Source organism: Bacillus sp. BD59S, from assembly GCF_007363175.1.
GTDB classification, from domain to species: Bacteria; Bacillota; Bacilli; order Bacillales; family Bacillaceae_G; genus Bacillus_A; species Bacillus_A pacificus.
In genome coordinates this window covers 596,595-617,040 of sequence record NZ_CP034686.1, presented here as the reverse complement: position 1 = coordinate 617,040, position 20,446 = coordinate 596,595, and the positions used below count along the sequence as shown (strand labels likewise).

19 protein-coding genes are annotated in these 20,446 nt (G+C 35.5%); 9 read left to right on the top strand and 10 right to left on the bottom strand.

Annotated features, from left to right (window positions below; all coding sequences use genetic code 11):
• Window position 1: 1 nt before the first annotated feature.
• The 3 genes from rbsR to EKQ63_RS05060 form a co-directional block, all read right to left on the bottom strand.
• Window positions 2–973 (bottom strand): ribose operon transcriptional repressor RbsR, encoded by a 972-nt coding sequence (rbsR, locus tag EKQ63_RS05070; RefSeq protein WP_087953828.1) that lies wholly within the window; start codon window positions 971–973, stop codon window positions 2–4.
• Between the two features lie 137 nt (window positions 974–1,110).
• Window positions 1,111–2,724, bottom strand: a complete 1,614-nt coding sequence (locus tag EKQ63_RS05065) for an MDR family MFS transporter (protein ID WP_074568104.1) — start codon at window positions 2,722–2,724, stop codon at window positions 1,111–1,113.
• A gap of 19 nt (window positions 2,725–2,743) precedes the next feature.
• Entirely contained in the window at window positions 2,744–3,202 is a 459-nt protein-coding gene (locus tag EKQ63_RS05060; protein ID WP_001132358.1) for a MarR family winged helix-turn-helix transcriptional regulator, read from the bottom strand.
• Window positions 3,203–3,474: 272 nt separating this feature from the next.
• Here EKQ63_RS05060 and glpT point away from each other — a divergent pair, with 272 nt between their 5' ends.
• From glpT to opp4A, 6 genes are all read left to right on the top strand, one after another.
• Window positions 3,475–4,824 carry a glycerol-3-phosphate transporter gene (gene glpT / locus EKQ63_RS05055; protein WP_143880788.1) on the top strand — a complete coding sequence of 450 codons (1,350 nt, stop codon included), beginning with the start codon at window positions 3,475–3,477 and terminating at the stop codon, window positions 4,822–4,824.
• Window positions 4,825–5,105: 281 nt separating this feature from the next.
• Window positions 5,106–6,125, top strand: a complete 1,020-nt coding sequence (locus EKQ63_RS05050; RefSeq protein ID WP_143881753.1) for an ABC transporter ATP-binding protein — start codon at window positions 5,106–5,108, stop codon at window positions 6,123–6,125.
• A complete protein-coding gene (locus EKQ63_RS05045) occupies window positions 6,112–7,038 on the top strand; it encodes an ABC transporter ATP-binding protein (protein WP_143880787.1) in 927 nt (308 codons plus the stop codon). Before EKQ63_RS05050 ends, EKQ63_RS05045 begins: the two co-directional genes overlap by 14 nt.
• 14 nt (window positions 7,039–7,052) lie before the next feature.
• Complete coding sequence (gene opp4B, locus EKQ63_RS05040; RefSeq protein WP_143880786.1) at window positions 7,053–8,018, top strand: oligopeptide ABC transporter permease; 966 nt, start codon at window positions 7,053–7,055, stop codon at window positions 8,016–8,018.
• An 18-nt stretch (window positions 8,019–8,036) separates the two neighbouring features.
• Window positions 8,037–8,942 (top strand): ABC transporter permease, encoded by a 906-nt coding sequence (locus tag EKQ63_RS05035; protein ID WP_143880785.1) that lies wholly within the window; start codon window positions 8,037–8,039, stop codon window positions 8,940–8,942.
• 14 nt (window positions 8,943–8,956) lie between these two features.
• Entirely contained in the window at window positions 8,957–10,735 is a 1,779-nt protein-coding gene (gene opp4A, locus EKQ63_RS05030; protein WP_143880784.1) for an oligopeptide ABC transporter substrate-binding protein, read from the top strand.
• 102 nt (window positions 10,736–10,837) lie between these two features.
• Here the strand turns inward: opp4A and EKQ63_RS05025 are convergent, their stop codons facing one another.
• The 4 genes from EKQ63_RS05025 to EKQ63_RS05010 all read right to left on the bottom strand — a co-directional run bounded on the left by EKQ63_RS05025 (window position 10,838) and on the right by EKQ63_RS05010 (window position 14,500).
• A complete protein-coding gene (locus tag EKQ63_RS05025; RefSeq protein ID WP_143880783.1) occupies window positions 10,838–10,954 on the bottom strand; it encodes a DUF4027 family protein in 117 nt (38 codons plus the stop codon).
• A 203-nt stretch (window positions 10,955–11,157) separates the two neighbouring features.
• Entirely contained in the window at window positions 11,158–11,580 is a 423-nt protein-coding gene (locus EKQ63_RS05020) for a universal stress protein (RefSeq protein ID WP_087953831.1), read from the bottom strand.
• 65 nt (window positions 11,581–11,645) lie between these two features.
• Window positions 11,646–13,097 carry a SulP family inorganic anion transporter gene (locus EKQ63_RS05015; protein ID WP_087997423.1) on the bottom strand — a complete coding sequence of 484 codons (1,452 nt, stop codon included), beginning with the start codon at window positions 13,095–13,097 and terminating at the stop codon, window positions 11,646–11,648.
• A gap of 155 nt (window positions 13,098–13,252) precedes the next feature.
• Window positions 13,253–14,500, bottom strand: coding sequence for a cell wall-binding repeat-containing protein (locus EKQ63_RS05010; RefSeq protein WP_087953833.1), 1,248 nt, complete (start codon window positions 14,498–14,500; stop codon window positions 13,253–13,255).
• Window positions 14,501–14,673: 173 nt separating this feature from the next.
• On the opposite strand from EKQ63_RS05010, the gene EKQ63_RS05005 reads away from it, so the two are divergent.
• Both EKQ63_RS05005 and EKQ63_RS05000 read left to right on the top strand, forming a co-directional pair.
• Complete coding sequence (locus EKQ63_RS05005; protein WP_087953834.1) at window positions 14,674–15,351, top strand: response regulator transcription factor; 678 nt, start codon at window positions 14,674–14,676, stop codon at window positions 15,349–15,351.
• A gap of 11 nt (window positions 15,352–15,362) precedes the next feature.
• Window positions 15,363–16,754, top strand: coding sequence for a sensor histidine kinase (locus EKQ63_RS05000; protein WP_087953835.1), 1,392 nt, complete (start codon window positions 15,363–15,365; stop codon window positions 16,752–16,754).
• A gap of 13 nt (window positions 16,755–16,767) precedes the next feature.
• On the opposite strand, the gene EKQ63_RS04995 is transcribed toward EKQ63_RS05000, so the two are convergent.
• The gene (locus tag EKQ63_RS04995; RefSeq protein WP_087953836.1) at window positions 16,768–17,289 is read right to left on the bottom strand and encodes a dihydrofolate reductase family protein; all 522 of its coding nucleotides are present in this window, start codon (window positions 17,287–17,289) and stop codon (window positions 16,768–16,770) included.
• A 64-nt stretch (window positions 17,290–17,353) separates the two neighbouring features.
• Here EKQ63_RS04995 and EKQ63_RS04990 point away from each other — a divergent pair, with 64 nt between their 5' ends.
• Entirely contained in the window at window positions 17,354–18,349 is a 996-nt protein-coding gene (locus tag EKQ63_RS04990) for a helix-turn-helix transcriptional regulator (RefSeq protein ID WP_140168789.1), read from the top strand.
• A 29-nt stretch (window positions 18,350–18,378) separates the two neighbouring features.
• On the opposite strand, the gene EKQ63_RS04985 is transcribed toward EKQ63_RS04990, so the two are convergent.
• Window positions 18,379–19,803 (bottom strand): DUF4367 domain-containing protein, encoded by a 1,425-nt coding sequence (locus tag EKQ63_RS04985; RefSeq protein WP_087953838.1) that lies wholly within the window; start codon window positions 19,801–19,803, stop codon window positions 18,379–18,381.
• Window positions 19,769–20,326 carry an RNA polymerase sigma factor gene (locus tag EKQ63_RS04980; protein WP_087997425.1) on the bottom strand — a complete coding sequence of 186 codons (558 nt, stop codon included), beginning with the start codon at window positions 20,324–20,326 and terminating at the stop codon, window positions 19,769–19,771. Before EKQ63_RS04980 ends, EKQ63_RS04985 begins: the two co-directional genes overlap by 35 nt.
• Window positions 20,327–20,446 lie beyond the last annotated feature (120 nt).

The following is a 20,446-nucleotide window of genomic DNA, read 5'->3' as shown; positions in this document are numbered from 1 at the left end:
CTTACTTCGTTGTATTTCGTTCTATAATTTCAATCGGTAAACGATAGTGTTTCTCTTCTAATACGTTTCCTTCCATCTGCTCTAACAGCAGTTCTGTTGCAATTTTCCCCATTTCATAAATTGGCTGTGCAACAGTTGTAATAGATGGATACATCATCTCTGTTAAAGAAATTCCATCGAATCCGATAATTTGTAAATCATCCGGAATAGAAATTCCCTTTTGAAGTGCAGCCTTTACAATACCTATTGCAATTAAATCATTCCCAGCAACAATTCCATCTATATGTGGGTACTCTTCTAATAATTCCACCGCTACACGCTCACTATTAGCCGGATCAAATGTACTCTCTGCAATCATATAAGAAAGATTATTTTGCGTAATAACGTCTACAAAACCTTCAAAACGTTCATTAGCCGTGCTTACGTCACGCGGTCCGCGAATATGCGCAATATGTTTACAGCCTTTATCTATTAATAACTTTGTCGCTGCCTGACTTCCCGCATAGTTATCAGCATACACAGCAGGTATACGCTCATTAAACATACGGTCAATTGCAACCACTGGTACTGACAAATTCATGTAATTCACACTATTTTTTGGGTTTGTTGCTACAATAAATCCGTCCACATTATTTTGTCTAAGTACATCAATATATTGCTTTTCTTTCTCTAAATTTTCATCAGAGTTACAAAGTACAACTGTATATCCTTGCTTATGCGCTACATCTTCTACGGCACGTGCAACTTCTGGAAAGAATGGATTCACGATATTTGGAACAACTAAACCAATTAAACGAGATTTCTTATTATATAGTGAACGTGCTACTGTACTAGGTTTATAATCTAGCATCTCAATCGCTCGTTCTACTTTCTTTAATGTATCTTCATGAACATATCCATTTTTATTTAAAACTCTGGAAACGGTCGCAACAGATACTCCCGCTAATTTTGCAACGTCTTTAATCGTACTCATTCTCTTCCCTCTCCATTCCATGTAACCGTTTACATAAAATAATATAACGTATTTCTAGAAATACGTCAATCATTTCTCACGAAAAAGCTTTTAAGGTTATACTCAAAAAAGCACCGCCATAAGGCGATGCTTTTTCATTACGAATATGATACAGTTTGTTCTTTTTCCTCTGTAGCTGGCTCTTTAGCATCCTTTTTACGATCTGACAGTTTAATCTTCTGTAAGAAAATCGTAAAGATAGCGCCTACTACGATAAATACTAATCCTGTTAAGAATACAGTATGAAGTGAGTCTACTAAAGAGTTTTTCAAAATCGGTACAATGCTATTAGCGAATGCTTCTGGCATTTGTTTTAATGCCTCTGGACTAAATAGCATTGAATATAAACCTTGTGGATCTGTATGAATCATATCTTTAAATTTCGTTACCATTTGTCCCGCTTCTTTCGGGAATGTATCTAATACAGGTACTAAATTCTTTGTTAATGTTGTACCTGAAGTGTTATTCATGATTGATCCTAAAATTGTAATACCAAATGTTCCGCCGATTTGACGGAAGAACTGACTTGATGATGTTACGACACCAAGATCTTTTTTCGGGAAGCTTTCTTGTAACGCTAATGTTAATGTCGGCATTACAAGACCCATTCCTAAACCGATAACCATCATATAAGAAGTAGCAGTCAATTTAGTTGTGTGCATATCCATCGTTGTTAATAACCAGAATCCTCCAGCCATTATAAGCATTCCTGTAATAATTTGTGGTTTTACACCAACTTTTAATACAAGTTGCCCGCCAATAATACTCATCACAATCATTGTAATCATCATTGGCGTCATAATTGTTCCTGATTCAGCAGCACTTACTCCTACAATTCCTTGCATGAAGAATGGTACGAACATAATGGCACCGAACATTCCAATACTCATAAAGAATCCAATCGCATTTAGTAATGTAAATGTACGATTTTTAAAGAAATGCATCGGTAAAATTGGTTCTTCCGCTTTCGTTTCAACGATAACAAAGCTAACGATACCAATTAAAGCTAATGCAAATAACCCGATAATTTGCCAAGAATCCCATGCGTAATCTTTTCCACCAAACGTTAATGCAAGTAATAAACTTACAACACCGAGAATCATTGTAAAGATCCCAGCAATATCAATTTTAATTGGTCCTGTTTGTTTATGTGATTTTAATCCCATTGCAATAAAGATTGTTGCTAAAATACCAACTGGCAAGTTAATGTAGAATACCCATCTCCAGTTCACTGCATCTACAATCCAACCACCCACTTGTGGTCCAATTACAGAAGCAAGACCGTATAACGCACCAAAAATACCTTGCCATTTCGCACGTTCTTTTCCCGTGAACATATCTCCGATAATAATCATAGCCATTGGCATCATAATACCGCCACCAAGACCTTGAATACCACGGAAAATAATTAATTCTGTCATACCATTTGCCATACCACATAACGCTGAGCCAACCATAAAGATAACTAACCCTGTAATATATACGTTACGACGGCCAAGTAAATCCGCTAATTTACCTGCAATTGGTACAACTGTCGTTGATGTTAACATATAGGCTGTTGTTAACCACGTCATTAAGCTTAATCCACCTAGTTCACCGACGATACGCGGCATTGCTGTACCAACGATTGTTCCATCTAAGGCAGCAAATAGCATAGCGATGATTAAACCGATTAACAACAACTTTCTATTTATATTTTCTTGTTGCTCCATGTAATCTCCTCAATTCCTCTTAGTTATTCTCTTTTTTCTCTTGTGTCCCGCAAATAATTGTTTCTAACTTCTCAAAGAGACGTAATAAATCTTCTCTTTCTTGTAATTCTAAATGTGAGAAGTATTTTGCAATGTGCTCATTACGAGCGGTCATTGCCTCTTCTACCCTAGCTTTCCCCTTTTTTGTTAACTCAATAATGACAACACGGCGGTCATCTTTGTCGTGATAACGCTCTACAAGCTCTTGGTCAATTAAACGATCGATCATCACTGTAATTGCACTAGGCTTTACATACATCTTTTTTGCTAATTTTGTCGCCCTTGAAGCTCCATAATGATCTAAAATCTTTAAAATATAAAACTGCGGTGGTGTAAGTCCTGTTGCTTGCATTTGTTCTAATAACTCTGTCTGCATTTTCTTTCCGATTGAAAAGGCAAGAGCTTGAATTTTATCGATATGCGTCATATCATTTGGCATGTTATCCACCTCTTATTTAAACAATAAAATATTTAACGTATTTAAATATTAATCCGACGAACAAAATCCGTCAACACTTTTTATTTATAAAAACGTTTACATTTTTGTCACAAAGTTGTATAATTTTCGACGAAGTTAATATTGACAGTCACGGAGAATCGGAGTACACGGCTATGAATCATAAAAAAGGAAACTTTTTTATATTTCATGGCCTTTTTATATTCTCTCTGACTTACAACACTTCGAATTAAATTGGGGAGGATTTTCATTTTATGTTTTTCACACAATTCTTTAAACCTGCGCCCCACGCAGAACGCTTACCAGCTGATCGCGTTGATAGTGAATACCGTAAATTACGTTTACAAGTATTTTTAGGTATCTTCATCGGCTATGCAGGTTATTACTTTGTTCGAAAAAACTTTTCACTAGCAATGCCATACTTAATTGAACAAGGCTTTAGTAAAGGGGAACTTGGGGTTATCCTTTCAGCAGTTTCTATTGCTTACGGATTAAGTAAATTTCTTATGGGTATCGTATCCGATCGTTGTAATCCTCGCTACTTTTTAGCAGCTGGGCTATTTTTATCAGGTATCATTAATATTATTTTCGGCTCATTTTCTTTCATTACAACGAGCATTATACTTATGTTTGTACTTCAGTTTTTAAATGGATGGGTACAAGGTATGGGATGGCCTCCTTGTGGTCGTACGATGGTTCACTGGTTCTCTATTAGCGAACGTGGTACAAAAATGTCTATTTGGAACGTCGCTCATAATGTTGGCGGAGCGCTTATGCCTTCCCTTGTAACATTAGGCTTATACCTCTTCGCAGATGACTGGAAAAGTATTTTTTACTTCCCAGGTATTCTTTCAATTTTAGTTGGTATTTATGTATTAATTACGATGAAAGATACACCTCAATCTTGCGGATTGCCTTCTATTGAAGAACATACTGGAGAATATCCACCAGATGAAAAAGTAAAAGATCGCGAACGTGAACTTTCAGTAAAGGAAATTTTATTTACATACGTATTAAACAATAAGTTTTTATGGTACATCGCTATTGCGAACGTTTTCGTATATTTCGTACGTTACGGCGTTGTAGACTGGGCTCCTACTTACTTAGTAGAAGAAAAAAGCTTTACTCATAGTAGCTCACGTACTGCTTACGCTCTATATGAATGGGCTGGTATTCCAGGTACACTTCTTTGCGGATGGATGAGTGATAAACTATTTAAAGGACGCCGCGCACCTGCTGGTATTTTATTTATGGTTGGTGTATTTATCGCCGTTCTTGTGTACTGGCTAAACCCTCCTGGTAATCCAATGGTTGATAGTATCGCACTTGTCGCAATTGGATTTTTAATTTACGGACCTGTTATGCTAATTGGTCTACACGCTCTTGACTTAGCACCAAAGAAAGCTGCTGGAACTGCAGCAGGCTTAACTGGATTCTTCGGTTACTTAGGCGGAGCTGCTTTCGCTAGTGCCGCTATGGGCTTTATCGTAGATGCATTCGGATGGGATGGCGGATTCATCTTATTACTTGTATCTTGCGTACTTGCAATGTTCTTCCTTGCCCTTACTTTAAATACAGGGTCAGTAAAATCAAAACAAGCTTAAGTACAAATATTATACTTATCAAAAAAAGAGGGGCCATTCTTTCCAGAATGCCTCTCTTTTTTCTACATATAAATCTTTTTTCTTACAAAAGATTCATTTTCCTCTCATATGTATGTTAGCGCTTTCGAAATACTTCAACACCTAATACAACTGCATTCCACTTTTATATAAAAAGATTTTTGAATATTTTATCAAATTAACCTTGTCAAACATTGTCAATTTATATTAAAATAACAACATACAAAATATTTAGTCTTTTCAGAAAAGATGGAGGGATAGCCATGAAGAATCCACTTCTTCGTATTGAAAACTTGCAAACTTCCTTTCGTATACAAGATCAGTATCATGCAGCAGTTGATGATGTATCCTTAACTGTTCATGAAAATGAAATTGTTGCTATCGTTGGTGAGTCAGGATGCGGAAAAAGTGCACTTGCCCTTTCCATTATGCGACTGCATAATGAAGCAAATACAAAATTACAAGGGCAGCTTTACTATAGAGATAAGGATTTACTATCTATGTCAGCCGCAGAAATGAATAAAGTACGCGGATCAAATATGGGGATGATTTTCCAAGAACCTCTTACAGCACTTAATCCACTTATGACGGTCGGCAAACAAATTGAAGAAAATTTAAATTACCACACAAACCTTTCAAAGACAGAAAAAAAAGAACGCACCTTAGAACTACTCCATCAAGTTGGTATTCCAAAACCAGAACTTACATATAAACAATACCCACACGAATTATCTGGCGGAATGAGACAAAGAATTGTTATCGCAATTGCAATTGCTTGTAAGCCAGGACTCATTATTGCAGATGAGCCTACAACTGCACTTGACGTAACGATTCAAGCACAAATTCTAGACCTATTAAAATCTATTCAAGAACAAACAAAAATGGGCATCATCTTAATCACACACGACCTAAGTGTTGTTGCTGAAACAGCTGATCGCGTTGTTGTTATGTATGCAGGCCAAATTGTGGAAACAGGAACTGTTGAAGAAATCTTTAATAATCCTCTTCATCCATATACACGATCTTTATTAAATTCTATTCCATCTGCATATGCTGAAAAAGAAAAATTGCATGTCATTCAAGGGGTTGTACCGACATTAGCTAAACTACCTCGTACAGGTTGTCGCTTCCAAGCACGGATTCCATGGATTAGACCTGATCAACATGAAGAAAATCCAACTCTACATGAAGCAAAAGCAGATCATTGGGTACGTTGCACTTGCTACAAACATTTCAACTTCCAAGATAAGAAAGGAGATGACGTAACTCATGGCACTGCTTAAAGTAGAAGATTTAAAAGTACATTTCCCAATTAAAGGTGGTTTCTTCGGACGCACATTAGATTATGTACGTGCTGTAGATGGTGTAAGTTTTGAATTACAGCCTGGTGAAACATACGGAATTGTTGGTGAATCAGGAAGTGGCAAATCAACAACGGGTAAAGCAATTATGCATTTAACGAAAGCAACAGCTGGTAGCATTCATTTTAATAATAGAGATTTAACAAGATTACGTCGCTCAGAACTACGAGAACAACGAAAAGATATTCAAATGATTTTCCAAGATCCTTATTCATCATTAAATCCGAAGAAACGTGTTCTCGATATTATCGCTGAACCACTTCGGAATTTTGAGAAGCTCTCACCTGATGAAGAGCGTAGAGCTGTTCAAGATTATCTTGATAAAGTTGGCTTAAATCCGGAGTCCATTTATAAATACCCACATGAATTTTCCGGTGGACAAAGACAGCGGATTGGTATTGCACGCGCTCTTACATTAAAACCCAAACTTATTATTGCTGATGAACCTGTATCAGCACTGGATGTTTCTGTACAAGCTCAAGTATTAAACTTCTTGCAAGATTTACAAGCTGAGCTCGGACTAACATACTTATTCATTAGTCATGATTTAGGTGTAATTCGTCATATGTGTGACCGTATCGGTGTTATGTATCGTGGACGCATTGTCGAAGAAGCAACTAGTGCAGAAATTTATAGTAATCCACAACACATTTACACGAAACGCTTAATATCAGCAATTCCTGATATTCGCCCAGAAAATCGCGAAAAACAAACTAAACTACGACGCGAAGTAAATACTGAATATGAAAAATATTATGAAAACTACTTTAATGAAGATGGTCGTGCTTACGATTTAAAACCAATCTCGCCAACACACCGGGTGGCATTACCATAAGGGAGTGATAAAACATGTGGAAATTTATACTACGTCGATTATTAGTTATGATACCGCAATTATTCGTATTAAGTATTCTCGTCTTCGCACTTGCGAAAGCGATGCCCGGTGATGCTTTAACCGGTAGAGCAATGGATCCAAGTGCCGATCCAAAAGTAATTGAAGAGCAAAGAGAACGACTCGGGTTAAATGATCCGATTACAACACAATATGTACGCTGGATTAAAAATGTTGCTCAAGGTGATTTTGGTGTCTCTACTATACATAAAATCCAAGTAACAGATTTATTAGGTGAACGCCTTGGAAACACAATTACATTATCGCTTGCTATTTTAATTCTTACGTATTTAATTGCCATCCCATTAGGGGTTATTAGCGGTCGCTGGAATAACTCTTGGATGGATCGGATTATTACACTATATAACTATCTTGGTTATGCAACACCATTATTTATTTTTGCATTAATTATGCTCTTTGTATTCGGATTTCAACTTGCTCTTTTCCCGACTGGAGGCAGTGTAGACCCACAAGTAGCTGATGGTACCTTCGCTTATTATATGAGCAAATTAAACCACCTTATGCTACCTGCAATATGTGGCGCACTTATTGGAACTGTTAGTACAGTCCAATATTTAAGAAGTGAAATTATTGATACGAAGATTAAAGATTTTGTACGCACTGCTAGAGCAAAAGGTGTACCAGAGTCACGAGTTTATTCTAAACATATTTTACGTAACTCTTTCTTACCAATCGCAGCTTTCTTAGGTTATGAGATTACTGGTTTAATTGGTGGATCAATCTTTTTAGAAAGTATATTTAGTTATCCTGGACTCGGTCAACTCTTTATGCAATCTATCACTCAGCGTGACTTTAGTGTCATTACTTCCCTAGTAATGCTTACTGGTTTTGCAACGTTACTTGGAACACTCCTTTCTGACATTATTCTAAGCATCGTTGACCCAAGAATTCGAATCGATTAATAGAAAGGAGCAGACGTTATGTTGGCAAACCCTGAAAAACAAACAGAAATAATTCCGTATGAGAAAAGTCCATCAGGTTTCTCTATTATGTGGAGAGAGTTTCGTAAAGATAAATTAGCAATGTTTTCACTTGTCTTTCTTACTCTACTACTACTAGGTGTTTATATAACCTCATTTATTATGAAACAAGAAGATATTGTACGAGTAGACTTATTTGCAATATATTCACCACCTTCTGCTGAACATTTGTTAGGTACAGACTATGGAGGCCGTGATATTTTTGGACAACTTATAATTGGTACACGTAACTCATTTACAATTGGCTTAGTTATTACCGCCATCACCTGCTTTATCGGTATGACTATCGGTCTCATCGCAGGTTACTTTGGCGGAAAAATTGACAATATGATTATGCGTATTATCGATTTCATTATTGTTTTACCGTTTTTAATGATTGTAATTGTTTTCATTACAATTGTCCCAAAGTTCAATGTACTTACATTTATTTTAATTATGAGCATGTTTTTATGGACTGGTAAAGCACGTTTAATTCGTTCTAAAGTCCTAGCGGAAAAAGAGTTAGATTATGTATCAGCTTCAAAAACATTAGGAACACCTAATTGGAAAATCATAACTTTTCAAGTATTACCTAATTTAAGTTCTATTATTATCGTAAGTGTCACATTAAACCTTGCGGGGAATATCGGTATCGAATCTGGACTAACATTTTTAGGCTTCGGCCTCCCAGAAAGTACACCGAGTCTCGGGACACTCGTTAGTTATGCAACAAACCCAGATGTATTACAAGAGAAATGGTGGATTTGGTTACCTGCATCAATCATGATTTTAGTGTTGATGTTGAGTATAAATTTTATCGGCCAAGCGCTACAACGTGCAGCTGATGCAAGACAAAGAAAAGGTTAAGGGGTGGGGAATTTATGAATAAACCAAAATTTGTTAAAGTTCTAAGTACACTTGCAGTTTCAACATTATTACTCTCTGCATGCGGAGGAAACGGTAGCAATGATAAGAAATCGAGTAGCCAGAAAAACGTTGAAACAAATAAATTTAGTTCGCAAGTAAAAAATGATAAAAAAGAAGTGAAAGATGGATCTCTTACTTATGGACTTGTATCTGGTACACCATTTGCTGGTATTTTAAATCCTGTTGTGTATGAGAATGCTACTGACTGGGATATTATCACGTTCTTTGATGACTCACTATTATGGACAGATAAGAACTATGAAATTACAAATAATGGCCCAGCTACTTTTGAGATTTCTGAAGATAAAAAAACAATTACAATAAAAATCAAAGATAATGTAAAATGGCACGATGGTAACCCTGTTACAGCTGAAGATTTAGAATATGCATACCTTGCAATCGGTCATCCAAAATATGAAGGTGCTCGCTATTCAAAACAAATGCCACTTATTGAAGGTATGGAAGATTATCACGCTGGCAAGGCTGACAAAATTTCTGGTGTAAAAGTAATTGATCAAAAAACTATTTCCATTACATATAAACAACCAAATCCATCAATGATTACTGGTGTTTGGACTTTACCACTTAATAAAAAATATTTAGGCGACGTACCAATTGAGAAACTAGCAGAATCTGATAAAGTTCGTAAAAATCCAATCGGTTTCGGTCCATTTAAAGTGAAAAAAATCGTTCCAGGTGAAGCAATTGAATTTGAACGCAATGATGATTACTGGGCTGGAAAACCTAAACTGAAAAATTTAACATTAAAAGTTGTTAATCCGTCTGTTGTAAACGCCTCATTAAAAAATGGTGATATTGATATCGCTGAAGTTAGCGCAGATCAATATCCAAATGTAAGTAAATTGAAAAATGCACAACTTATTGGAAAAACAGATTTATACTATAGCTACATCGGCTTTAAGTTTGGAACTTGGGATAAAGACAAAAAAGAAAATGTAACAAATGAGAATAATAAGTTTAAAGATGTACGCTTACGCCAAGCAATGGCTTATGCTATTGACCGTAAAGAAATCGGTGACAAATTATATCATGGACTACGCTATCCTGCTAATTCACCTGTTCCACCATCTTTACCAAAGTTCCATAATAATAATGTCGGTGCATATGATAAAGACGTTGAGAAGGCTAAAAAATTATTAGATGAAGCTGGATATAAAGATAAAAATAGTGACGGATTCCGTGAAGATCCAAACGGAAATGAATTTAAACTTAACCTTCTAGCAATGAGCGGAAGTGACACGAGTGAACCTCTTGCAAAATTATTTATCCAATCTTGGAAAGATATTGGTGTGAAAGTAGAGCTTGTTGATGGACGCTTACACGAACTAAACTCCTTCTATAAAATGGTTGAGGAGGACGATCCAAAAGTAGACTTATTCTCAGCTGCATGGGGCGTTGGTTCTGATCCAGATCCTTCTGGTGTTTGGGGTAAGAATGCTAAATTTAACAATGGTCGCTGGGTAAACGAACAGAATACTAAACTATTAGAAGATGGTATCTCTCCAGCGGCAATGGACGATAAATATCGTAAAGATGTATACGATAAATGGCAAAAACTTATCCACGATGAAGTACCATTAATTCCACTTCATTACAAGTTTGAATTAACAGGTGTAAATAACCGTGTTAAAGATTATGACGTTGCACCAGGTTCTAAATTAACATGGAAAGACGTTACTGTAACAAGTGAAAAAGCGGAAGTAGCTAAGTAAACAAAAATAGCTCTTAGCATTTACATACATGCTAAGAGCTATTTTTTATTTTCATTGCTGTTCCTACTAATGATAACAACCAATTCCTTCCCTACTATAAGATTAAAAGATTTGATGAAACACCTTTATTAAAACAGCTAACGTAACAGATGCAGCAAATCCCCCTAAACAAATAAGACTGACACCTTGGCTATATGATAAATTTTGAAGTGCTTTCATCTTTTTCATCCTCCCTATCTTCCCTTCGTTATTTTTATTTTACCAATGGAATAATTTTCATAACATCGATTTCTCTAACAACTAACTTACAAATTTGTAAGTTAACATCTTTTCAACTTCTATATCTAGTATTTCCACAAATAAGAGTCATTTATACATAAAAAAAGACCTCAGTTATACTAAGGTCTTCGTCACATTCTATTTCATTTTATAATCATCACTGGACATTTCACACGCTTTGCTATTTTATGACTGACACTACCAAGTACCATTTCTTGTAATGTATTTAATCCTCTGCTTCCAGCAATAACAAGATCTATATCTCCTGTATTTACATATTGAACGATCGTATCCCCAGGATCACCATGTAATATCGTAATTGTATAAGGAATGTTCTCTTTCTTTAATAAACCTTCAATCTCTTTTAATTTATCTTTTCGGCTAGCCGATATTGTTTCTAAATCTGTTTGACCTTGTATAATATCTGATTTTGCCGTTCTATTATCTACTACGTACACCACTTCAACATTTGTTTCTTCGTTAAATTTTGCAATATGTGTCGCGTGCTCTGCCGCTCGAAGTGCATGTTCAGAACCATCACATGCTAATATAATTTGTTTATACATATGCTGAATCCCCTTTTCGTTATCCTACTCGTATTATATAATAAAGCCCCCTAAAAAGGAGGCTTCTAACTAGCAATTCTTTTATTATAAGTAGCTAAATTTGTAACAAGTTTTGAGCTACGTTCATTTAATCCTGTTATACTTACTTTCACGCCACTTTGTTCATACTTCATGATAACTTTATCAATTGATGCCACTGCTGAATCATCCCATACGTCTGCGTGCGTAAAATTCAATTCAATTTCTTTTACATCTTCCTCAAATGAAAAATTATTGATAAGATCTGCCGTAGATGCAAAGAAAAGTTGACCATGAATTTCGTATATTTTCTTATTTTCAATATATAAATGTTTCACGTGAATCTTTGCCATATTGAATGCAAATAAAACCGCACTAATTACTGTTCCGATAATTACACCTAATGCTAAATTATGTGTAATTAAGACAACCACAACTGTTACGATCATAACAAATGCATTCCCTTTTGGCACTTTATGAATCGTTGTTACAGAGTTCCAATCAAATGTTCCAATTGAAACCATAATCATAACTGCAACTAAAGCTGCCATCGGAATATGAACGACATAATCACCTAAAACAAATAGTAATATGATTAAAAATCCGCCCGCTACAAACGTCGATAATCGTCCGCGTCCACCTGATTTAATATTAATAACAGATTGTCCAATCATTGCACATCCTGCCATTCCTCCGAAGAAACCAGCAACAATATTTGCAATCCCTTGTCCACGTGCTTCTTTATGTTTATTACTTTCCGTATGCGTCATATCATCTAAAACTGAAGCTGTTAATAATGACTCTAGTAAACCGATCACTGCAAGCATAACTGCGTACGGTAAAATAATCCCTAATGTCTCAAGTGTAAAAGGCACGTCAGGCATGCTAAAGAACGGTAATTCTTTCGGCAAGCTTCCCATATCCCCTACTGTTTTCAACTGTAATCCACTCATAATTGCAATACTTGTTACAATAATAATGGAAATAAGTGTAGACGGAACAGCCGTCGTAATACGTGGAAATACATATATAATTGCAAGTCCTAATGCGACAAGTGCATACATTTGCCAAGTTGCATTTTTAAAATGCGGCAATTGTGCTGTAAAAACTAAAATTCCAAGTGAATTTAAAAAACCACTCATAACAGATTTCGGAACAAACTTCATAAATGAGCTCAGTTTGAACACGCCAAAAATAATTTGGACAATACCCGTTAATATTGTTGTAGCAAATAAGTATTGCAAACCGTGATCCTTAACGAGCGTTACCATTAATAATGCCATTGCACCTGTTGCAGCTGAAATCATCCCAGTTCTTGCGCCAACAAATGAAATGGTAACTGCGATACAAAAAGCTGCATACAATCCAACGGTCGGATCTACACCTGCAATAACAGAGAAAGCAATCGCTTCAGGAATTAATGCTAAAGCAACAACTATTCCTGATAACACGTCCCCTTTTACATTGGAAAACCAGTCATTTTTTATCGTCTGAAACAAAATACCACTCCTCTACTCTTTTATCATTTAATTTTCTCCATAAGAAAATCTAACCCGAATGCACGAGGGCTATTATATAACGAGTAGAGAGTTTTGCTATGTAAAAGTTTCCTAAAGAAAAAGACGCTACCTTAGCAGCGTCTTCTCTCATTTTATTAATGTCCACCGTGCCCTTGACCACTTTCTTGCACAATCTCTAACCTCTCATCCAATATACCTTGTGTTTCAAATGAAATATCACTCGTACTTCCTAATAAGAAGCCGTGGTTATACGGTCCAAGCGTTGGGTCATCTTTAAACTTCGGTTGAATAGTAGCAAGGAAATCATACACTGGTTGTGAAGCTTTACCTTCTTCTAATAATACAACAGGTGCGTGTTTACCCATATGTGAAAATGGTGCTCCTGCAACTGCTAAGTCTGGTGTTTTGCTTGAAACAAATGATAAACCGTGGCCTGGTTTTGTGAACCCCCAGCCAAATTTCGTTTTCTCATCTTTAAACTTCGCAAATGCAACCGAATTTTCTGTTGGAGTCTCTCCACTAATACGCGTTACTTTCCCGTATTTGCTTAACTCTTTTTCTACTTCTTTTGAAATGATTTTTTCTGGTCCTAATACATATATATTTGCTTTATCTTTTCTCATCTTTAATGCCTCGATCGTCGCTTCCGGCACTTTATTCTTTTCTGTATAAAGTAGTGGTTCTGGCATATGAGAAATCCAGTTTACAGCTGGTGTTGTATATAAACGCCCTTCCTCTTCTGATGAGCCGATAATAACACTATTCGGATAACTACCTGTTATATCCGCATACTCTTTATCAACATCTTTAGCAAAGATGGCTGGATCCGTTTCCTTTATTTGCTTTACTTTATAATCTTTTAATTGCTCCAGGGTAGATGCACCTACATCCCCCATCACCATAATTTGTGTTCCATCTTTCGTTCCGAGCGGATTTAGCCGTTTTATTTCTTTTAACGTCATCTCGGGTACCTTTTCTTTTTCTATAAATAGAATTGGTCCGTTATTCGGATGATGAATAAGGTCTGCACTTGCAATACCTAATTTCCAGTCGTTTACTGGTACTAAAATAACAGCGCCTGGCTGATTCTCTTTATGTGTTGCTGGCCATATCGTCTGCGAAGTTAATACTGCCATTTGCAGAGGATCATTTGTGTTTAATCTCGTTACATTTTTTAAACTTGTCGTTAATAAATCATTTGATGCACCTTGATTCATTTCTTTCGGTGCAGTTACCTCCTGATTCATTTTCATTTCCTTCTGCTCTGTTTTCTTCTCTTCTTTCGATTCATGATTTTTATGATCTGTATTTGTTTGTCCACATGCCGCAAGACCAACTGCTGTAATTATTGTTATCCCAAAAACTCGGGTCATTTTTTTCACTATACCGCCTCCGTATAAATCATTTTCGAGCCAATATCATTACCTAAAATGGAATTTCAACTTTACAATAACAAGCAATTCTGAAGAAATTATGCAGACGCATTACAATCTGCACCATTTCTTCATGATTTTGCATTACAATTTAAGTAAAGATTACATATGGAGGGCTCTCTATGATTGATATACTGCTCGTAGACGATGAACCGAGAATGCTTGAATTATTAACGCTTTATCTTACTCCCATTGGATATAACTGCATCTGTGCACGATCCGGAGAAGAAGCGATTTCACATATAGAAAATCAAAATTTTAAATTTGTTTTACTCGATATTATGATGCCAACGATGGACGGATGGGAAACGTGTAAAAAAGTCCGCTCATTTAGTAACGTTCCTATCATTATGGTAACAGCTCGTGATCAAACGGTAGATGTCGTCCAAGGATTAAAAATCGGAGCAGATGATTACGTAACGAAACCTTTCCATGAAGAAGAGCTTTTCGCGAGAATTGAAGCTGTTTTAAGGCGAACGAATCAACGGACGCAAATCCAATATCACGGCATTTTATGGGATGAGGCAAAGCATTTCGTTTCTGTCTATAACGAAGAACTTCTTCTTACACCAATTGAATTCTCTTTACTCGGATTATTTTTACGTCATGTGAACTACGTATTAAGCCGTGATCAGCTCATTGAACGAATTTGGGGATTAAATACAAATACAGAAGATAGAACTGTTGATTCACATATTCGTAATTTGCGTGATAAATTACGAAAAGTAAATTTCCCTATTAATGATCATTTAAAAACGGTGTACGGAGTTGGTTATCGATGGATTGATACTCTAGATTAAGGAGCAAAGCAATGAAGCGAATTTCTATTCAGCTCGGATTTTATTTTTTGATTGTTACACTTTTAATCGAAAGTGTTCTATTTGTCTCGCTTTATTATAGCCTTGTCAACAATAGAGTAAATGAAGAAATGACAGCTTTATTAAAGCGCGGAAATAGTCACAGAGATGTCCTTGAAAAGTATTTTGATCAGCAAACAATTTCCCATGTTGCACTAATGGAATCCGAAGCAGAAACCACTGTTGTTATTACAAATGCAAATAAGGATGTACTAGCTAAATCCAATGAAATAAATACTACTATAAAAAAGCATATTGAAAAGATGCAAACACGGACAGATCATGACGGAGCGATTATAGAAAATCACTGGAAAACATCTAATTATATATGTACAGTTAGTCCTATCATAGTATCTGGAAAACATGAAGGGTATGTGTATATGTTTCTTGGGACAGAATCCATTGAAAAGTTGGTAAATGGATTAACGAAACAATTCATTATTGCTGGTGCCATCACATTTCTACTCACAGTCATTACCATTTTTCTTTTATCTCGGTTATTAACAAAACCATTGTTACACATGAAACATGCCACTGAAAAAATGAGTAAAGGCGATTTATCCGTTTCGTTAACGACTACTCGAAATGATGAAATTGGTGAACTAGCCTCATCAATTCAAACGCTTGCTAATGATTTACATTATATGAAAACAGAGCGAAGTGAATTTCTAGCAAGTGTTGCTCATGAATTACGAACACCTTTGACATACGTAAGAGGCTACGCTGACATTGCTTTAAAAGAAACAACATCTCCCAAGCAACGTTTACGATATTTATCTATTATAAAAGATGAGTCTGATTACATTACAAACTTAGTTCAAGATTTGTTTTCACTTGCACAAATGGAACAACATAACTTTTCTATTCAAGTAAAGGAAGTACATTTACACACTTTCCTTACTCGCATAGCCGATAAAGTAAACGCCATGTATAAAGAAAGATACATTACAGTTTCTTTCTCTTGTCCTCCTACACTGCTAGTAAACTTAGATGAACAACGATTCGAACAAGTTGTGGTGAACATTTTAAATAACGCTTATAGACATTCAAAAGAACATTCTCACATCCGCATTTCTGTTATAGAAGAAAATAAACGTATCACCATTACAATGGAAGATGAAGGTGAAGGTATTCCGTCTGAAGACCTCCCTCACATTTTCGATCGGTTTTATCGTGTTGATAAAGCAAGATCACGAGCTACAGGTGGAACTGGTTTAGGACTATCTATCGTGAAAGAAATTGTAGAATTACACGGCGGAAATATTGCTGTAACGAGCGAAGTCGATCACGGATCTTGCTTTATCATTTCATTACCATCTGTAAAGAAACACGACTACCATCAGTAATCGTGTTTCTTTATCATTTTACTTTATAATATAAATTTACAAATTGCCCAAAACGTTTCGTATCCGTTAAAGTTAAATTAATTTCCGGGTTCTTGTCTTGAAATAACGGAACTCCAGAACCTAATATATGTGGTGTAATCGTAACAACATATTCATCAATTAGATTATTCTTAAAGAACTCTCTCAGTAGACTCCCTCCACCGACCATCCATATTTTAGATCCTTCTTGCTCTTTCAACCTTTTCGTAAACTCCACTACATCTTCACTTACAAACTCCACGTATTCATTTGAACCTTTTTCTGAGTTAGAAAAAACATAACATTTTTTATCTACATACGGGAATGGTTCTATATGCTCTACTACATAATCGTACGTTCTTTTTCCCATAATTATTGTATCAATTGTTTCATACATTTCTGTATAACCGTTATCTCCCTCTCCTTCTGTTTCCATTAACCACTCTAAATCATCATTTTCTTTCGCAATATATCCATCTAAGCTCGCCGCAATAAATAAAACGATTTCACGTGACATATCTTTTCCTCCTTGTATCTCATCTTGATAACATATGATGTAAACAATATACTAACAATAAAACATGACAATTTATGTCACGTTAAAAAGAAAAAAGGTGATACATTTGTCAAAAGCTAAACGCTTATTAGATATTCTTATATTTGCTTCTGCCAAAAAGGCATTTACAGCGCAAGAAATAGCTGATGAATTTAATATCTCCGTTCGTACTGTCCATAGATACATTTTAGATTTGAGTGATATGGGATTACCCATTTATGCTGAACAAGGTCGTAACGGCGGCTATAAAGTATTAACGAATAGAGTCATTCCACCTATCTTATTTACGGAAGAAGAAGCAGTCTCCATCTTTTTTGCATTTCAATCTTTAAGCTACTACCGAGACTTACCTTTTAATACAGAAATCAATTCCGTTACACACAAACTGTACAGCTCTCTACAGCATGATGCGAAAACGAAAGTTGATAAAATACGTTCTTATATCGCTTTTTGGAATCCGAAGAGAACAATTGATACCCCTCTTTTAAACGAAGTGTTAACCGCGGCTATTGAAAATAAAGATTTACACTTTCAATACGAATCTAAATCGGGGATAAAAACAAAACATGTTCATCCTATCGGTGTATATGCTCATGATGGGCTATGGTACTTACCATCCTACGACTTCAGTAGAAAAAAAGTATTACTGTATCGCGTTGATCGTATTCTTTCTATATTATCAACAGAAGAAAGTGAAAATACGTTCATGAATTTAGAAGAATGGTTTGACTCTAGCTCTAACGTCATAAACATTCCTATCCAGTTACATGTTTTATTAACGATAGAAGGTGTGCGCCAATGTAAAAGCGTGCCTTACCTTGAAGAATTCGTTGTAGCAAACGAAGATGGGACAGGATATATACATTCAACAATTGATAAAGGTGAAATTAATTTTATTACCCCCTTATTTTATAGGCTTGGAAAAGATGCAAAAGTGTTAGAACCGAAAGAATTAATAGATGGTTTACGTATACGTGCGAAAGAGATTTTACATATGTATGAAGACGAAAAAAGCTGCTAAATATAAGCAGCTTTTTAGTCTCTTTGTTACTATTGACGAATATCAATCCACCAACGATATTCCGCATTCATATTTTCAGTGCCACCATTCCCTCTGTAATGGAAAGCATCAAGGAAGATTGAATCTAGTTTATCCTCATCTACAAAATAACCTAAGTTAACTTTCATCGTTTGTCCTGGTCGGATACTGCCAATATTGTAAAAGCTTTTTCCGTCTCCGTGAGGTTCCAAGTAATCAACTTCCCCCGTCATAATACGCGTTGCGTCCATTCCCTCTTCTTTAGCGTATTTCCATGCATTCCCTTCAAATTTAAGCTGTTTTATGGATGGATGCATATAGATTTCTTCTGTCGACTTTTTACCAATATTTTTCACTGTTGTTGTTAAATAGACAAATTTAACATTAACTAATTTCGAATCTACTAATGTATCAATTGAATCTTTACCATTCCCTAATTTATATTCATCTCGTCTGTACGATAGTAATTTTCCAGTCTGATCTAAAGCCTTAATCTTGCTTAATATCTCTAGGCCAAGTTCATTAAAGTTCTCTTGTTTAAAATCTTTGATTGAATCAAAGACTTCAACTTTTTCTATCACATATTCAATTTGGCTGTTATCCATAGATATCGTTACTGGAACCTTTTGTCCTATATGAAATAGTCGTTTACTATCTTTTTTCAATGGAATCACCTTATTTTCTTTCGGTTCAGCTGCTTTGGTAAAACGATTTTCATCATAATCTGCTATATATGATGCCTTTTCTTTTGACGTTGGCTCAAGTGAAATACTCCCTAACACATCTATCATTTGTTCTTCGTTTACATCGGATCCAATATAACTTTCTAGCATAATCCCTTCTTTCTCAAAAAAGAGAAAGACCTTTCTGTCAAACATTACGTTGTTGTTTCCAGTTTCTTTATGGACAATTACTGCTTTCCTGCCATTTATCTCTTTTTCTTCATAACTTTTTGAATATAAAGTTTGAAAATCCGCATTTTCTCCCACTCTCGAAAGAACGAATGAAAATCCACCCATTGCGTCGTTATCTTTAAATGAATATTTCATAGCAGAATCATCAATTGCTTCCATATTTTCTGGCAATTTACCTATTTTCAACTTATACCACTTATCACTCTTTTTTGAGTCCTTATTTGTTACCGAAACATTTACTTCGTAATTTTGTTTTTGGACAATCATATTGTAGACTTTTACTGCACCAAAAACTGTTGTCGGCATACCAATTAATAAGCAAGCAGCAGCGATTAACATACGATGTTTTTTACGCTTTTTCTGAGGTTGTCCATCTTTCAGCTTCATTTCCTCCATAAACTGTTTCTTTTTGCGCGTATATGTATGTGAAAATTCATGTTGTTCTTCGAGTTTATCGAAATCATCTAAAGCGATTTTTTCAGCAAGTTCATATATTTCTTTGGAGTTCTTTGAATTCGTCATGTTGTATACCTCCTATCATATTTTGGACTCGTTTTCGAGCGCGTTCAAACTGCTTGCGGACATTGGCCTCCGTTATCCCCATGACACTTGAAATTTCTTGATACGTTAAGTTATAGAAGACTTTGTACTTAAACACCTGTCTGTTAGATTCATTTAACTCTTTTAGCAATGTATCAATTTGAACCTCGGACATTACACGTTTTTCCCACTCTTCAATATTTTCATCTACTGTTTCTGTTGATTCTCTTTCATATTCTTCTAAAAATGTTTCATGTCGTCTATTTTTCCGGTAGCTATCAATCGCCTTGTTTTTCGCAACCCTCAAAATGTATCGTTTAAGCTCTTCAGTACTCAAGCTATGGAGCCTTTCCAAGTTCTTATAAAGAGTAATAAACGTCTCTTGAACCGAATCTTCGGCCTGCTGAATATTATTTAAAATAGAATACGCTACATAATAAACTTTTTGTTCATACAACTCATATAGCTCTTCCATCTTTTCATAATCGTTGTTTGTAACTTTCATATAATTCCTCCTCTCACTCTATATAACGAATGAGCGCTAAACTTTGTGACACTGTAAAATCTTTTTATAGATAAAATTTAATAATAGAATAAACAAAAGCCCAATTTCTCTATTTTAACT

Excerpts from the sequence above, each read along its gene's own strand:
- rbsR (WP_087953828.1), bottom strand. The coding sequence starts at position 973 with ATGAGTACGATTAAAGACGTTGCAAAATTAGCGGGAGTATCTGTTGCG.
- EKQ63_RS05065 (WP_074568104.1), bottom strand. The coding sequence starts at position 2,724 with ATGGAGCAACAAGAAAATATAAATAGAAAGTTGTTGTTAATCGGTTTA.
- EKQ63_RS05060 (WP_001132358.1), bottom strand. The coding sequence starts at position 3,202 with ATGCCAAATGATATGACGCATATCGATAAAATTCAAGCTCTTGCCTTT.
- glpT (WP_143880788.1), top strand. The coding sequence starts at position 3,475 with ATGTTTTTCACACAATTCTTTAAACCTGCGCCCCACGCAGAACGCTTA.
- EKQ63_RS05050 (WP_143881753.1), top strand. The coding sequence starts at position 5,106 with ATGAAGAATCCACTTCTTCGTATTGAAAACTTGCAAACTTCCTTTCGT.
- EKQ63_RS05045 (WP_143880787.1), top strand. The coding sequence starts at position 6,112 with ATGGCACTGCTTAAAGTAGAAGATTTAAAAGTACATTTCCCAATTAAA.
- opp4B (WP_143880786.1), top strand. The coding sequence starts at position 7,053 with ATGTGGAAATTTATACTACGTCGATTATTAGTTATGATACCGCAATTA.
- EKQ63_RS05035 (WP_143880785.1), top strand. The coding sequence starts at position 8,037 with ATGTTGGCAAACCCTGAAAAACAAACAGAAATAATTCCGTATGAGAAA.
- opp4A (WP_143880784.1), top strand. The coding sequence starts at position 8,957 with ATGAATAAACCAAAATTTGTTAAAGTTCTAAGTACACTTGCAGTTTCA.
- EKQ63_RS05025 (WP_143880783.1), bottom strand. The coding sequence starts at position 10,954 with ATGAAAGCACTTCAAAATTTATCATATAGCCAAGGTGTCAGTCTTATT.
- EKQ63_RS05020 (WP_087953831.1), bottom strand. The coding sequence starts at position 11,580 with ATGTATAAACAAATTATATTAGCATGTGATGGTTCTGAACATGCACTT.
- EKQ63_RS05005 (WP_087953834.1), top strand. The coding sequence starts at position 14,674 with ATGATTGATATACTGCTCGTAGACGATGAACCGAGAATGCTTGAATTA.
- EKQ63_RS05000 (WP_087953835.1), top strand. The coding sequence starts at position 15,363 with ATGAAGCGAATTTCTATTCAGCTCGGATTTTATTTTTTGATTGTTACA.
- EKQ63_RS04995 (WP_087953836.1), bottom strand. The coding sequence starts at position 17,289 with ATGTCACGTGAAATCGTTTTATTTATTGCGGCGAGCTTAGATGGATAT.
- EKQ63_RS04990 (WP_140168789.1), top strand. The coding sequence starts at position 17,354 with ATGACAATTTATGTCACGTTAAAAAGAAAAAAGGTGATACATTTGTCA.
- EKQ63_RS04985 (WP_087953838.1), bottom strand. The coding sequence starts at position 19,803 with ATGACGAATTCAAAGAACTCCAAAGAAATATATGAACTTGCTGAAAAA.
- EKQ63_RS04980 (WP_087997425.1), bottom strand. The coding sequence starts at position 20,326 with ATGAAAGTTACAAACAACGATTATGAAAAGATGGAAGAGCTATATGAG.